This window comes from Cellvibrio chitinivorans, assembly GCF_035117775.1.
In the GTDB taxonomy this organism is placed as follows: Bacteria; Pseudomonadota; Gammaproteobacteria; order Pseudomonadales; family Cellvibrionaceae; genus Cellvibrio; species Cellvibrio chitinivorans.
This window is the reverse complement of record NZ_JAYKKN010000001.1, coordinates 1,120,638-1,135,675: the sequence shown is the minus strand read 5'-3', so window position 1 is coordinate 1,135,675 and position 15,038 is coordinate 1,120,638. Positions and strand designations below refer to the sequence as shown.

At 50.1% G+C, this 15,038-nt stretch carries 15 protein-coding genes; 8 read left to right on the top strand and 7 right to left on the bottom strand.

Going from position 1 to position 15,038, the window contains the following annotated elements; all coding sequences use genetic code 11:
- Window positions 1–279: 279 nt before the first annotated feature.
- The 8 genes from SPL68_RS04790 to SPL68_RS04755 all read left to right on the top strand — a co-directional run bounded on the left by SPL68_RS04790 (window position 280) and on the right by SPL68_RS04755 (window position 8,476).
- On the top strand, window positions 280–1,908 hold the full coding sequence (locus tag SPL68_RS04790) for an OpgD/OpgG family glucan biosynthesis protein (protein ID WP_323813933.1): 1,629 nt from the start codon (window positions 280–282) through the stop codon (window positions 1,906–1,908).
- Window positions 1,898–3,838 (top strand): glucans biosynthesis glucosyltransferase MdoH, encoded by a 1,941-nt coding sequence (gene mdoH, locus SPL68_RS04785; RefSeq protein WP_323813932.1) that lies wholly within the window; start codon window positions 1,898–1,900, stop codon window positions 3,836–3,838. Before SPL68_RS04790 ends, mdoH begins: the two co-directional genes overlap by 11 nt.
- 30 nt (window positions 3,839–3,868) lie before the next feature.
- The gene (locus SPL68_RS04780; RefSeq protein ID WP_323813930.1) at window positions 3,869–4,441 is read left to right on the top strand and encodes a COG4648 family protein; all 573 of its coding nucleotides are present in this window, start codon (window positions 3,869–3,871) and stop codon (window positions 4,439–4,441) included.
- Between the two features lie 132 nt (window positions 4,442–4,573).
- Window positions 4,574–4,984: an ApeI family dehydratase gene (locus SPL68_RS04775; protein WP_323813929.1), complete on the top strand. Its 411-nt coding sequence runs from the start codon at window positions 4,574–4,576 to the stop codon at window positions 4,982–4,984.
- Window positions 4,985–5,021: 37 nt separating this feature from the next.
- Window positions 5,022–5,759, top strand: coding sequence for a glycosyltransferase family 2 protein (locus tag SPL68_RS04770; protein ID WP_323813928.1), 738 nt, complete (start codon window positions 5,022–5,024; stop codon window positions 5,757–5,759).
- Window positions 5,759–6,775, top strand: coding sequence for an LpxL/LpxP family acyltransferase (locus SPL68_RS04765; protein WP_323813927.1), 1,017 nt, complete (start codon window positions 5,759–5,761; stop codon window positions 6,773–6,775). Before SPL68_RS04770 ends, SPL68_RS04765 begins: the two co-directional genes overlap by 1 nt.
- A complete protein-coding gene (locus SPL68_RS04760) occupies window positions 6,768–7,244 on the top strand; it encodes a hotdog family protein (protein ID WP_323813926.1) in 477 nt (158 codons plus the stop codon). The genes SPL68_RS04765 and SPL68_RS04760 overlap by 8 nt, the downstream gene beginning before the upstream one ends.
- A complete protein-coding gene (locus SPL68_RS04755; RefSeq protein ID WP_323813925.1) occupies window positions 7,241–8,476 on the top strand; it encodes a beta-ketoacyl-ACP synthase in 1,236 nt (411 codons plus the stop codon). Before SPL68_RS04760 ends, SPL68_RS04755 begins: the two co-directional genes overlap by 4 nt.
- 104 nt (window positions 8,477–8,580) lie before the next feature.
- On the opposite strand, the gene SPL68_RS04750 is transcribed toward SPL68_RS04755, so the two are convergent.
- The 7 genes from SPL68_RS04750 to SPL68_RS04720 all read right to left on the bottom strand — a co-directional run bounded on the left by SPL68_RS04750 (window position 8,581) and on the right by SPL68_RS04720 (window position 14,977).
- Window positions 8,581–9,309 (bottom strand): 3-ketoacyl-ACP reductase FabG2, encoded by a 729-nt coding sequence (locus SPL68_RS04750; protein WP_323813924.1) that lies wholly within the window; start codon window positions 9,307–9,309, stop codon window positions 8,581–8,583.
- A gap of 34 nt (window positions 9,310–9,343) precedes the next feature.
- Window positions 9,344–11,683 carry an MMPL family transporter gene (locus SPL68_RS04745; protein WP_323813923.1) on the bottom strand — a complete coding sequence of 780 codons (2,340 nt, stop codon included), beginning with the start codon at window positions 11,681–11,683 and terminating at the stop codon, window positions 9,344–9,346.
- 33 nt (window positions 11,684–11,716) lie between these two features.
- Window positions 11,717–12,355, bottom strand: coding sequence for a LolA-like protein (locus tag SPL68_RS04740; protein WP_323813922.1), 639 nt, complete (start codon window positions 12,353–12,355; stop codon window positions 11,717–11,719).
- 39 nt (window positions 12,356–12,394) lie between these two features.
- Complete coding sequence (locus tag SPL68_RS04735; protein WP_323813921.1) at window positions 12,395–12,832, bottom strand: acyl-CoA thioesterase; 438 nt, start codon at window positions 12,830–12,832, stop codon at window positions 12,395–12,397.
- A complete protein-coding gene (locus SPL68_RS04730) occupies window positions 12,832–13,110 on the bottom strand; it encodes an acyl carrier protein (protein ID WP_323813920.1) in 279 nt (92 codons plus the stop codon). The genes SPL68_RS04735 and SPL68_RS04730 overlap by 1 nt, the downstream gene beginning before the upstream one ends.
- 116 nt (window positions 13,111–13,226) lie before the next feature.
- The gene (locus tag SPL68_RS04725) at window positions 13,227–13,997 is read right to left on the bottom strand and encodes a lysophospholipid acyltransferase family protein (RefSeq protein ID WP_323813919.1); all 771 of its coding nucleotides are present in this window, start codon (window positions 13,995–13,997) and stop codon (window positions 13,227–13,229) included.
- The gene (locus SPL68_RS04720; protein ID WP_323813918.1) at window positions 13,994–14,977 is read right to left on the bottom strand and encodes a chorismate transformation FkbO/Hyg5 family protein; all 984 of its coding nucleotides are present in this window, start codon (window positions 14,975–14,977) and stop codon (window positions 13,994–13,996) included. The genes SPL68_RS04725 and SPL68_RS04720 overlap by 4 nt, the downstream gene beginning before the upstream one ends.
- Between the last annotated feature and the right edge of the window lie 61 nt (window positions 14,978–15,038).

Here is a 15,038-nt window from a genome sequence, read left to right as displayed (position 1 = left end):
CCCGAGTAATCGAACCCCTACAGCAAAGCCACTGCAAAAAAACCTTAAAAAATGCTGCATTGCGAGGATCAGACACGCTATTTTTAAACAGCAGATGGTTTACAATGCTTTCAATTCCTGTGCGTTGATCCGCTTAATCGCACACAGGGAACAGGAATCCCACCCGCGCTATCCAATCCCGAATTTACACACCTGTACCGTAGCCACTCGGTGCGGTAGCGCGCGCAAACGAATTTTTTGTCACCCCATTTCCAACAATCCGATACGGAGAAAACGTGGATGAGCATGTTGTTTAACAACAAAGTGGCCGGTAAGCGACTATTTACCTGTTCCGGTTTAACCGCTCTGGCGATGAGCTGTGTGTTAGGCGCCGGACTGGCAGGATCTGCGAATGCTCAATCACAAACCGCGGTTGCCCCTACTGCGGCAACCGACATTGCCCAACCTGATTTATTTGATGCGATTGGCTCGCGCGCCAAACTGCTTGCACGCCGCGAGTACAAACCCATTCAGACCAACATTCCCGATGCCCTCGCGAATATGGATTACGACCAATATCGCTCCATTCGCTTTCGCCCCGAATCATCGCTTTGGCACAACGAGTCTCTGTTTGAACTACAACTATTTCACCCCGGATTTTTGTATCGCGAACCCGTCACTCTGCACATGGCGACCGATGGCCCCGACTCCTTCGTACAATTCAAACAGGAATATTTTAATTACGATGGCCCAGCTGCACCTTTGGCAGGCGTAGCCCCGAATAACATCGGCTTCGCCGGTTTCCGCGTGCATTACCCGCTCAACAGCGATCAATATAAAGATGAGTTTTTGGTGTTTCAGGGCGCGTCCTATTTCCGCTTGGTAGGCCCCGGTTTGGCTTACGGTTTGTCGGCGCGTGGTTTGGCAATCGATACCGCCGAGCCTAAAGGCGAAGAGTTTCCGGTATTTCGCGAATTCTGGCTGGTCAAACCCGGCCCAACCGATACCCGCATGGTGATGTACGCACTGCTCGATAGCCCATCGATTACCGGCGCCTATCGCTTTGAGATCATGCCCGGAGCACCGACCGAAATGGCCGTGGAAGCGCGCTTGTTCGCACGCAAAGATATTCAAAAAGTCGGCGTAGCGCCGCTCACCAGTATGTATATGTGGGGCGAAAACCATACCCGCTTTGTGGATGACTTCCGCCCTGAAGTTCACGATTCCGATGGTTTATTGATGGCTGCATCCAACGGTGAGTGGATCTGGCGCCCGATCAGCAACCACCGCCAGTTGCGCGTGTCGTCTATGTCGGATGAAAATCCACGCGGTTTTGGCTTGCTGCAACGCGACCGCGATTTTGATCACTACATGGATATGGAATCCCGCTACGAGAAACGCCCGAGCATGTGGATTATCCCTGAAGGCGATTGGGGTAAAGGCCGCGCTGAATTAGTGGAAATACCGAGCGACAGCGAAACCAACGACAACGTAGTTGCCTACTGGGTGCCGAGTAAATCCATGAAGGCAGGCTCCACCGCCACCTTCAAATATCGTCTGCGCGCGTTTGATGATCACCTGCCGGAAAACACCAGCGCTAAAGTTATCCGCACGCGCATTGGCTGGGCAGCTAACCCCGGGCAAGCCAATCCGCCACCGGTCAGCAACCGCAAGTTTGTTATCGATTTCCGCGGGGGCGAATTGGATAACCTTTCCGCTGATGCACCTTTAGTTGCCGAGATGCAAAAAAATGCCGGTACTATCACCGAGCTGACCGTGCGCCAATTGCCGGATGGCCGTACCTGGCGCGCCTCATTCAAATTGGCACCCGAGGGCGACACAGTGGCCGATATGCGTTTGTACCTCAAATTGCGCGATCAACGTTTGAGTGAAGTCTGGAGCTACGTGTGGTACCCGGATGCAATCTGATATGACCCATGTGTTTCGCGAACCGGCTGATTTAACCGCACAACCTGTGGATGCGATTCGCATCCCAGGCAAGACTCTGCGTCGCTACATTTATGTCATTTTGAGTGTACTCACCGCCGTCAGCGGTGTGTACATCATGTTTGATATTCTGCGCGCTAATGATCTGACCACATTGGAAGCCGTGATTCTGGTGCTGTTTGGCATCAGTTTTACCTGGCTCGCACTCGCCTTCTGGAGCGGCTTGTTCGGATTCGTTTTGCAGATGCTGCGCATAGATCCGCTCAGCCTCAAATCACTCAAGCATCTGCAAGCAGACCAGTCTCCTATCAACTGCCGCACCGCTGTGGTGATGCCGGTGTACAACGAGGATACCCATCGCGTAATCGCCGGTTTTGAGGCGACTTTGCGCTCGCTGGAGAAAACGGGCGAAATCGCCCACTTCGATTTCTTCCTGCTCAGCGACACCACCAATCTGACCATCGCCCAAGCTGAGCGTGACGCATGGCAGTTGCTGCAAGCGCGCCTGGGTGAGTTGGGCAAACAGGCTTTTTATCGCCGCCGCGAGAAAAATACCGCGCGCAAAGTGGGCAACCTCTCCGAGTTTTGCCAGCGCTGGGGCGCCAACTATGAAAACATGATTGTGCTGGACGCCGACTCCATCATGGCAGGCGATTGCCTGTTAAAAATGGTGCGCGCAATGCAGGCCAATCCGCGCACCGGTTTGATCCAAACCATCCCAATCCCTGTACGCCAGACCACTTTCTTTGGCCGCTTTGTACAGTTTGCCGCCGTGCTCTACAGCCCCATGCTCGCCACTGGCCTAGCCTTTTGGCAAACCGATGCAGCCAACTACTGGGGGCACAACGCGATCATCCGCATGCGCGCTTTTATCGATCACTGCGGCCTGCCCACCCTGCCAGGCAAGGCGCCCTTTGGTGGCGATATCCTCAGTCACGACTTTGTGGAAGCCGCAATGCTGCGCCGCGCCGGCTGGGATGTATTCCTGCTCGCCGATCTGGAAGGCAGCTATGAAGAAGTACCCTGCAATATCATCGACTACGCCACACGCGACCGCCGCTGGGTGCAAGGCAATATCCAGCATTTGGGCATTCTTACCACCAAGCACCTGCACCCCATCAGTCGTATGCACTTTTTACTCGGCGCCATCGCCTATATGACCTCACTGATTTGGCTGCTAATGCTGGTACTGAGCACTGCCGATGCCGTAGTGCGCGCGATCAACTCCAATGTCTATTTCACCGAGGTGTACCAGCTGTACCCCAACTGGCCAATCGCCAAAACTGAATTGATCATTGCGTTGATTTTGCTTACTACTACCTTGTTAATGGGGCCAAAGTTTCTGGGCGTAGTGGTTGCCTTAACTCACCGCCGCAAACAATTCGGCGGCACTTACGCCATTATTAAAGGCGCCTTTATCGAAACCCTCTTCGCTGTGCTGATCGCACCCATCATGATGGTCTACCACGCCTATTTTGTGATTTCAGTATTCCTCGGCTTCAAAGTGAATTGGGATTCGCAAGATCGTGAAGGCCGCCTGCTACCTTGGGGCGAATGCATTGCGCGCACCTCAAAAATGATGACCGCCGCCATCGGCTGGGGCGTGATGACGTTTATCTATGCGCCGATTTTCTTTTGGTGGCTAACACCAGTATTAACCGGCCTGATTTTGGCACCGATACTGGTACGCTATTCCAGCAGTCTCAACCTGGGCGCGGGAGCACGTGCACACAAGATATTCTTAAGCCCTGATGAAACCAGCGAAGACCCGGTACTCACTCATCTGAACCAGCTACTCGCAGTTGAACCCGCAACACTGGCAGAACCTGCACCCATCCCGCCCTTGCCTGCTGATAACTGGACAGATATGCCGCATCGCAGCATGAATGACTATGTGCCGGTTACACGCTAGTTCGCGGCTGCAATCGCGCTTTTATCAGCAATGAAGTTTCTCATCAGTCTACTGCTGGTTATCGTCTCAATCGCCTACCCCCTGCTGGTCTACACGGGGGTAGAGCAGCAGGGCCCTGCCTTTTTTGCGCTACTGCTAGCGGTCATGGGGCTAGGCAAGTTTGTTCTCGGGCGCAAAGCCCAAGCCTCGTCAAGCCTGGGTAGCTGGCTGCCACTACTCCTGATACTGAGCTATAGCCTGACCATCGCCATCACCAATAACACGCTGCTACTCAAGTTTTACCCTGTAATTATCAGCCTTGGAATTGCCTACCTGTTTGCTTCCAGTCTCAACGCCCCCGAAAGTGTGATCGAGCGAATTGCGCGGCTCACCGGTGAGACAATTACGCCACGCGCCAAAGCCTATACCCGTCGCTTAACCGGCATCTGGGCTCTGCTCCTGCTTGGCAATGCGGCTATAGCCTGTTATCTCGCGCTCTGGAGCGATCTTAAAAGCTGGGCGCTCTATAACGGACTTATCTCTTATATAGTCTTCGGGATTTTTTTTGCGCTGGAATATGGTTACCGCCGCTACTACATCCGCAAATACCGCGATCAACCATAAAGATTGGGTTGAGTGGGCAGCTGGAGTATCATGGCGCCTGATCACACGCCCGAACCTCCAGCGCGCAAGCAGTCGATAGATTCCTCGCTGCAACAAGACCGAAACGGTCATCAATAACAATGTGACGATTCCATGCCTGACGAAAAACTGCTCGCGCAACTGCGCCATCAATTTGCTTCCACCCACTGGCCGCGTTTTGACGATTTGAATCACAGCGACAATTTTTTCGCGCTGGATATTTTTATCGGCGGCGATATGCATTGGCTGCAAGGGCATTTCCCGCAGCAACCGGTGGTTGCCGGGGTAGTGCAAACTCACTGGGCGGGTGAAATCGCCAAGCAACTATTTAATCTTAGCGATGAGTTTATTCGCATCGACAATTTAAAATTTCAGCAAGTTATTTTGCCGGAGCAACGCTTGCAATTAACGCTCGACGCAAAAATCACTGATAGCAGCTGTGCGATAAAATATTGCTATCGCAAGGACGAGATCTTATTTTCTGAAGGTAAGCTGGTCTTTAGCAACCAAGTCTCCTCACAGTAGAAAATCACTATGAGTTATAGCTTATGGGTTTTTATTTATGAACTATTGCCTATTAGTTCCGCACTACAATCACGAGCGCCAATTTATTGCATTTTTACCGCAGCTGGTTGCCGCGGGGCTGCCGATTATTATTGTCGACGATGGCAGCAGTGAAAGCAGTCGCGCGCAGGTTGAAGCCGCTGCAAAAAACTTTGAGCAAGTGTATTTTTTTGCACTGCAACGCAATCGCGGTAAAGGCAGTGCCTGCAAAGCCGGTTTTAGTTTTGCACGCAGTTTAGGCTTTACCCACGCAATTCAAATCGATGCCGACGGCCAACACAATGTTGCCGATATTGCCGAATTTGTCGTTCGCTCACAGGCCAATCCCGCCGCAATTATTTGTGGCAAACCGGTGTTTGATAGCTCCGCACCCAAAGCACGCTTGTATGGTCGCAAGGTCACAGACTTTTGGGTGGCGATTGAAACGCTATCACTACGCATTAAAGATGGCCTCTGCGGATTTCGCGTCTACCCTCTTGCGTCGATTGAAGATGTGCTCGATCACTACTTTATCGGCAACCGCATGGATTTTGATACAGAGTTGCTGGTAAAAGCAGTGTGGTTAAACACCGAGTTAATTTTTATCAACACCAAAGTAATTTATCCCGAGCAAAGTGTGTCGCACTTTAATTATCTGCGCGACAACTTATTGCTGATCAAATTACATAGTCGCCTCATGGTCGGTATGTTGATGCGCTTGCCAATGATTTTATGGCAGCGCTTGCGAGGCGAATAATGTCTGAACAACTGCACGCCAATACAACGTCCCCTCAAGAAAAAACCGCTCATTGGTCAACACTACAAGAGTCGGGAACGATTCGCGGCATTTTGTTTTTACTCTGGCTGCAGAGGGTGTTCGGGCGCCGTTTTTTCAACGCACTGCTCTACCCGATCATGGCTTACTATTTTCTGTTTAATCGCCGCGCGCGCTCAGCCTCACTCGATTTTTTACAGACTCATGCGAAAAAATATCCAGATTATTGGAATGGCAAAACGCCCGGTTACACCGCTGTGTTTAATCATATGTACGCCTTCGGCCAAACTATTTTAGATAAACTACTGGCTTGGAGCACGCCCATTCGCGAAGAAGATTTTGAAATCGCCAATGAGCCATTGCTCGCCAAATTTATGAACAAAACCAATGGCCAGTTAATTATTGGCTCGCACTTGGGCAATCTCGAATATTGCCGCGGTTTTGTACAGCGCTACAAAGCACGCACCATTAATGCGTTGGTTTACGATCAGCACTCGGCGAATTTTGTAAATGCCATGCAGCGCATTAACCCGGAATCGCGCATTCATATTTATCAAGTGAATGAATTGGATATTCCCCTAATCCTGCAACTGAAAGCCAAAATCGAAAATGGCGAATGGCTGTTTATCGCAGGCGACCGCATTCCCCTAAGCGGTGAAGCGCGTACTGTCACGGTAGATTTTTTAGATCGCCCGGCGCAATTACCCATCGGCCCCTATATGCTCGCCAAGGTATTGCAGTGCGAAGTGCAGTTGATGTTTTCTTATCGCAAAGCCAAGAAAATTTATTTTGAACTAGTGCCCTTTGCTGAGCAGGTTACGCTGCCGCGTAAAGATGGCGGCGCACAATTGCAAGCCTATGCACAGCAGTATGCGCAAGCCTTGGAACAGCAAGCCGCGCGCGCACCTTTGCAGTGGTTTAATTTTTACCCCTACTGGAGCAGCAGCGCATCGGCGGCTGAATCAGCCCAAACATTATCGGCCACACGCAATGATTGATCCGAAAATCTATGACCTTATTCCTCATCGCGAGCCTATGTTATTAATTAACAAGGTGATCGAGGTCGGGCAAAATTTTTCCTGCTCAGAAATTCTTATCAGCGAAGCTTCATCATTTTTTATTGCCGATAAAGGCGTACCCAGCTGGATAGGTGTGGAATATATGGGGCAGACAGCCGCACTGATTGCTGGCTATCAATTAGAGCAAGGTACAGTTGCGCCACATTTGGGATTACTGTTGGGCACCCGTAAATACGAAGCCTTTGTGCCATTTTTTCGCGCAGGCGATGTACTGCAAGTGCGCTGTACGGAAGTCGCTGTGGTAGGTGAAAGTCTCGCCAATTTTCAGTGTGAAATTATTAATACACGCGATCAGAGCTGTTGTGCGAGCGCGAAATTATCTGTATTTCGCAAACCTTTAGACACACAAGCACAACAAGAAAATCACTCAACAGGAGCAAGCGCGTGAGCAAACGTGTAGCCATCACCGGCGCTGGCGCCATCTCTGCACTGGGGCACGACTGGAATTCCATTCGCGCCAATATTTTGCAATTGAAAAATCGCGTGCGCTATATGCACGAGTGGGATCAGTATCCGGAATTGCAAACTCGTCTCGCCTCACCAGTAGACGACTTTGTAATGCCAGCCCATTACACCATGAAGAAAAAACGCGGCATGGGGCGCGTGGCGCAAATGGCCGTAGCCGCTACGGAACAGGCATTGATTCACGCGGGATTATTTAAAGATCCCGTTATTAGCAGCGATGCCACCGGTGTTGCATACGGTTCGGCTACTGGCAGCAGCGAAGCCGCTATGGAATTTTTTGGTTTGCTCGAACACAAATCCATGGCGAAATTAAACGGCACTACTTATTTGCGCATGATGAGCCACTCGGCGGCGGTGAATATTAGCGTGCTCTTCGGTACCTGCGGACGCATGTACACCACTAGCAGCGCTTGCACTGCGGGCAGCCAAGGTATCGGCTTTGCTTATGAAGCAATTCGCAGCGGCCAGCAAACCATTATGATCGCCGGCGGCGCCGAAGAACTCTGCCCAACTCAAGCAGCAGTGTTCGATACGGTTTACTCAGCGAGTTTAAAAAACTCCACACCTGAATTATCGCCGCGCGCGTTTGATACACAGCGCGATGGTTTGGTGTTGGGCGAAGGCGCCTGTACGTTAATTTTGGAAGATTGGGATCACGCGGTTGCGCGCGGCGCGAATATTTTGGCGGAAGTGGTTGGCTTTGCCACCAACTGCGATGGCAGCCATTTGGTTAGACCCAATCAAGTCACCATGGCAAAAGTGATGCAAAACAGTTTGCGCGACGCGCAATTAAATGCAGAACAAATTCAGTATATTTCCGGCCACGGCACCGCCACAGTTCATGGCGATATTGCTGAATCAATGGCGACTCAGGAAGTCATGGGCGGTGCAATTCCGTTTAGCAGTTTAAAAAGTTATATCGGCCACAGCCTCGGTGCTTGCGGTTCACTGGAAGCCTGGCTCGGCATAGAAATGATGAATGAAAACTGGTTCTCGCCCAATTTAAATCTGGATGAAGTCGATGAAAATTGCGGCCAACTGGATTACATCAGAAATGAAGTGCGCGAATTAAAAGCCCAGTATTTTATGAGCAACAACTTCGCCTTTGGTGGGGTAAATACATCGCTGATTTTTAAGCGGGTTGCTGATTTTTAAATGCGTTCAATCCCCAGCCCCCTTTTCCAAAGGGGGAGTTAAAAGTGCCAACTTGAACAACGGCACCTTACATTCCCCCCTTTGAAAAGGGGGGTTAGGGGGAATTAACACATCCCACCATTCACACTAATTACCTGACGAGTGATATAGCCAGCCGCATCGGACATCAAAAAGCCCACCGTTGCCGCCACATCCTCGACTTTGCCAAAGCGCTGCATAGGAATTAATTTCATCGCTTCGTCGTGATAAATCCCTTCGATCATATCGGTTTCAATAACGCCGGGCGCCACACAGTTAACAGTGATATTGCGTTTGGCCAACTCAATCGCCAATGCTTTTGTCGCACCAATAATTCCCGCTTTGGCTGCGCTGTAATTGGTTTGACCGCGATTACCGATGACACCAGACACCGATGAGAGCGTGACAATACGACCGCCTTTGCGCAGGCGAATCATTGGCATTACCAGCGGATATAAAACGTTATAAAACGCATCAAGATTGGTGTGCACCACCGAATCCCACTGCTCGCCAGTCATTGCAGGGAAGGCATTATCAGCGGCAATACCGGCGTTACAAACTACTCCGTAATAAGCGCCATTCGCCTCTACATCCGCAAGCAACACTTCACTAACTTTTTCGCGCACACACACATCAAATTGAATCAAACTGGCACTGCCACCTCTTTCAATAATTTGCGCAACCACAGCTTCGGCTTCGGATTTTCCGGAGCGGTAATGCACACATATATCAAAACCATCAGCAGCCAACTTTAACGCGCAAGCCTTGCCGATTCCGCGACTGGCGCCAGTTACTAAAATTCGTTGTTTAGTCATTATTTTTTACCTGAAAAATATTTTAAGAATTCGATTAGTTGGCAGCAAAACGTCGGCTGGCCAAGAGCATGGCACCCAGATAATTTAAGCAGCCGCCAATAAATAAAGCAGCACCAAACGCACTTACCGCTGGCAAAATACTCAAACTTAACAAACCAAAAGATAACAAATTGGTAATGGATGAAAGCGTTACGGCTGATAAGGTTTCAACTGTATTTTCACTCATCTCAGCGATAAAAATAACGTAGTCCATTCCCAATCCGACCACCAAAAACAGCGCCATCACATGAAACAATGTGAGCGGAATATTGAATAATGCCAGCAATACCAAACAGGCCGATACAGCAAACAGCGGGATAGCAATCAACTGCAAGGTTTTCTGCAAAGAATAGCGACTCAGCAACAATAGCGCCATTAGCCCCAACGCCAAAAATAATAACTGCACCGCAGCCTGACGCAAGTCTTTCATGGCGGATTCCGCATCTTGAATTGCACTGAAAAAACTGGCGCCCGACACAGGCTTCAATTTATCAGCAATACTATTCACATCCATTGTTTTGGGAATTAATAAGAGTGCGCTAATCCGTGCATCTGTTTGAATCCACAACGGCGGCAAGAGTTGATTCCGCTGATTAAAAAAATCAGCAGGATTTATTAGCTGTTTCTGCTGCGTACGATAAGCCGCGGCCAAATCACTTGCCGATATCTCATTCAACCCTTGCTGCGCAATAAATTCACCCGCCAGATTTTCACTTCCATAAAGAAGAGCGTTTAACTGATAGTTTTCCTGCTGCTGTGCAGGCGATGGAAAAAACAAATGCGCACCTAATAGTGGCAATGCAGTTGATGAGTTATCACCCGAACCAGACTCCAGTAGTGTTTGCACCTGTTCGATTCGATCGTAGACCTGCTGTAGGTTATCGCCTTGCACTAGAATAAAACTGGCGGGTTCATGACTAGCCACCCACTCACTGACTTGTTTTTCCTGTGCAATCAATGCTGGATTTGCGGCAAAAAAACTGCGCGGATTATCACTCGCAGGTAATGTAAATCCGACTACGGAAAAGCCAACGACCAGCAACAGAATTGCTATGGGCAATATCCAGCGCGATTGAAGTTTGGCAAAACTTTGTAACGCCACTCGCACCAAAAACTGCAGATGACCATCGTAGACATTGACACCTTTGGTTAAATAATGCCCCAGCGCAATAACCACCATCCATGCATAAACAAGCCCCAGCGCGGCAAAAATCGCAATCTGCTGCAACGCTGCCAACCCCGACCAGGCCAGAGCGCCAAATCCAATCACGCTGGTCAACAAACTCAAAAAGAGTGCGCGATAGAGCGGTAGGCGATTTTCACTCTGCGGATGGTGCGCTTGAAAATAGAAATAATGCAGTGCGTAATCCACCACCACACCAATCAAACTGGAGCCAAATACCAGTGTCAGTACGTGTACTGACCCAAACCAATAATGACAAATACAAAAGGCAAAGCCTAAGCCCAAAGCGATGGATAATGCCGGCAATAAAAGTGCACGCGGCCCGCGAAAAACCCAGAGTATTAATAGCAGCACGCCGATCATTGAACCGGTACTAATGGTTTGTATATCCGCGCGCGCCGATTGGGCTGCATCGGCGGCAAAAAATAAAATGCCCGACTCCAGCATTTCTGCATCTGGAAATTCAGCGCTAAATTGCGCGCTAATTTTTTTGATGCTGGCGAGCGCCAGATCCTGTTGATTCATCTCCAGCGCATCGCTGGCTAATTGCAATCGGTGTACTGCGATAAATGTTTCTGCCCCTGCGCGCGTTACAGATTGAATATCATCGCTGGCACTTAATCCCAAACGATCAAACAACGCCAACGCGTAGCCATTGGCAAACCCTAACGGATCTTGTGCGACTGGAATCAACCGCAAGAGTCCGCCGCTGCCGTAAAGATTGCGCTCTCCCTGTTTTAAAATGGCACTAGCATTTTTCTGCTTCAGCAACTCACGCGTCTGTTCATCCAGAATAAAAAATGAATGCTGTCTAAGTTGTGCCGCATAGGCATCCAGCAACCCAGTTTGATCCTGATAGCGAATTCCTTTGGCTTCGGTTTCAATTAATTCGCGCAAATAATCGCTGGCATCAGCCAGATGCTCTTCATCTTCATCAACCAACACCAGCATGAATTGCTGCGCGGCATTAGCCGACATGGCATTGAGCGCTTGATTAACTTCAGGGTTGAGCGAGAAAGAGGGGGAGAGGCTGCGCAGATTAGTATCAATCTGCAATCCAGTGCGCTGAATAGACCAAAGACAGCCAAAAGCGATCAGCGTGAGCAATAAAAGGATGGCACTGCACCAGCGATGATAGACATGCTGCGTCATAACACGCTCGCTTAAATTTTCAGGTTTTAGTTATTAATGAGAGTCAAATAATTGCTGGCAAGCAACAGCAAAGGATGCAGCATCAGCCGGTGCAATCTGTGCGCACTCTGCCAAATCGAGCTTCGCTAATGATTGCAACTGAAAGACACGTATTTCGGTAAACTCTTCTCCCTGATGCTGCATATGGATAGTGACTGAATCATCGTTACGACTTATATCAATCGCGCGTAAAAACTTTTCCATACGCTTGGCGCGCGGCGTTAAACGCACGCCTGTATCAGTTGCCGCAATAAAAAATGTTTTATCCAAATAACGCTGATTACCGCCAATGAGTTGATTGAGCATTTTTCCCAATTGGCGCTGCAAGGTACCAGATAATTTTTTACTGCTGCCATCGGCAGTTACCAATTGCGTACCACCCTGCAACTGATACACCAGAGTTTCATTGAGCGGCGCACCTGTATGCCAAAGTAAACCCTTATCGCATGCAAATGCAAAATTGCCTTGGGTTTCCAATATTTTATTAATACCAGCGAGGGATTTTTTTTGCTGATAAAGACCCGCTTGATAGCAGTTTTCCGGAAGATAGGATTGCAAGAGTTCAGCAGAAGATTCAGCGTTTACATTCACGCCGAGCAAGGCTGATACGCCAAGAACAATACCAAAACTCATGTTTATTATTTTTTTTATGGGCATGGTGATTTAACTCATTTAAGGCAGCAGCAGTTTAACTTTATCGAGCAGCGCATCGGGCGAGCCAATACGCAGCAATTTGGTCTGTGCATCCACCGCCGCTTGTACCGTGTAGGCCTTACTCAGGGTTGCACCCGTGGCGGCATCGCAAATGCGGTAGTGAATTTTCAAGCGGTATTCCCACTCCACCAAACTCGCTTTCACAATAATTTGCTGCTCAAATACCAGCGGCTGCAAATACTGAATTTGCATATCCACGATGGGAAACATAAAGCCGGATTTTTTCATATCGGCGTAGTTGTAGCCGAGTTTATCGAGCAGATTGCAGCGCGCCACTTCCAAGTATTTGCAGTAGTGGCCGTGCCACACTATATCCATCGAATCGACATCAAAAAACGGCACAGTGATGGCGGTATCCACACTAAGCAGTGCTTCTGGCTCGCGGCGGCGCGGCATTATTGAGCAGCCTGTTCCTGCCCGTTTTCCTGGGACAGAAACGCTAAAATCGCATCGATTAAATCATCGATGGTTTTTACCTGATGGAAATTTTCCAGCGTAATTTTTTTGGCGGTGATGGATTTTAATTCGATCATTAAATTCACTGCATCGATGCTATCAATATCCAGATCTTCGCGCAGACGCGCCGCGGGGGTCACTGCATCGGCAGCTATATCAAATTGTTCTTCCAGTATCGCGGTGATACGGCTCAGCAGGCTTTCACGGGTATGGGTCATAACGAGAATCTTTTTTGATAAAACCAAACAGCAGTTTTGAAGTCATTTTTGATGTCATATCTTTGATATATAGCGCCGAGGCTCCAAACCTCGGCCAGCGCCGGATTATACAAGTATCAGCGCAGTTTCTGCAGTTCACCTTGCAGGCAATCGCGCAGCGCAGCCGTCAGTGCACGCGCTTGCAATCCGGGTGGCTGCTGGTTGTCGATCAACGAGGCCACATCCATTAATGGCAATACTTTCACGATAAAATGCGGCGCACGCGCGGGAATCCGATACCAGGGCTCGCCTTTACGCAGGGTCATGGGCTGACAGTCAATCACCACTGGCAGCAGCGGACAACCAGCCGCCAGCGCAATATTGGCAGCGCCGCGCTTGAGTTGTAACTGCTCGCCATTCGTGCGTGTGCCCTCGGGGAAAATCATTAACGTCTCACCGGCGCGCAGTGCGGCGGCAGCTTTATCAACTAGCTCTACGCCCACTTCATCATTGGGGATATAACCCGCTGCAGTCACTATCCAACAGGTGAATGGGTTGCGCGCCATAGCGGCTTTAGCGATAAAAGTCACATTGGGCATCACTGTCATCAGCATTACTGCATCCAACAGGGTGGGATGATTGGCGACCACCAATACACCCGGCTGATCAAGCGCTGCCACACCATCAAATTGCACGCTCATCAAGCCCAAACGGCACACCACCCAGACATAAAACCCGACCCAACGCTGAATGGATTTGCGCACAAATTGGCGGCGGCGTTGCTCTGGCCACGGGAAGAAGCGAATCAACAGCCCCAAAACCCCGCCTAATAACAAGGCCCCCAGAGCAAACAACACAATGGAAAAAGCGGTTGCGATCAACCGCCAACACCAGTTGATCTGCTTCATAAAACCGGAGCCAGCAAGGCCGGCGATGCCAAAGCCTCAATCTCTACCAGTAGCTGGCTGCGACAAACATCAGCATGGATAAAATTGAACGCATGGGAAGGCAGGTGCTGGGATAGAAACGCCTCGGCTGCCGCGCGATCTTGCGGATGGCGCAGATAGACGCGCACCGCGCTCAGCTCGCTATCAGCCTGCTCCACATGGGAGAGCAGATAGCGAATATTGTCGAGGGTAATTTCCAGTTGCTGCTGCAGATCGCCCACCGCTTGGGTGTTGTGACCAATGATGCTGGCGGTGCCAGAGATAAACACCTGCGGCTTGCTGCGCAACGCAAGGCTGGTAGCACGCGCGAAACTCGGGCTACTGGGGCCATATTCACGCGGATATTGATAGGCAGGTTGCTGACGCGGGTTTTCATGGTGAATGCCCGAGCTACGCCCAGCCAACAGATAAATCACCGCGCCTTTGCTGTGATGCCCTAAAGCCGATGCAGCGGGATATTCGCGCGGCGCCACATGGTAATCATCAAACGCGCGCTCACGCCCGACACAGAATTTTTTGTACTCTTCGCGATCGCCATCGCCGCTGTTGATATCCGGCATAAAGTTCCAGATACGGAAGGGATAAGGGAAGCCCTTGGCCTGAATCACGCGGAACAAACGGCCATAAGCCACTTCGGTCGCTGCTTCTATATCGGTGCAATCTTCCGGCGCGATCCAGGTCGCTACGCAGAGCACATCTTCAATCTGGCTCCACTGGCAGTGTTCATCTTCGCCGCGCTCGGCCACAGTATCGCCATAGCGAATCACTTCCCAAGGCTTATCGCTCAGTGATGGCATACCCAGCGGAATAATGCCCGGCTGTGATCCCGGAGAGCAGACATCACCAAAGTTCACCAACGCCAACACACCCGGCTGGGCAAGCAGTTGGGCGACATCCAAAACCGCATTGGCAGATAAGTATTCCTGGCGAAGTAGGGGCATAACAGCGTCTTGTCACTTGTTGTCGGTGGCGGAATTAATAGCAAAAGGGGCGCGAGTTTAC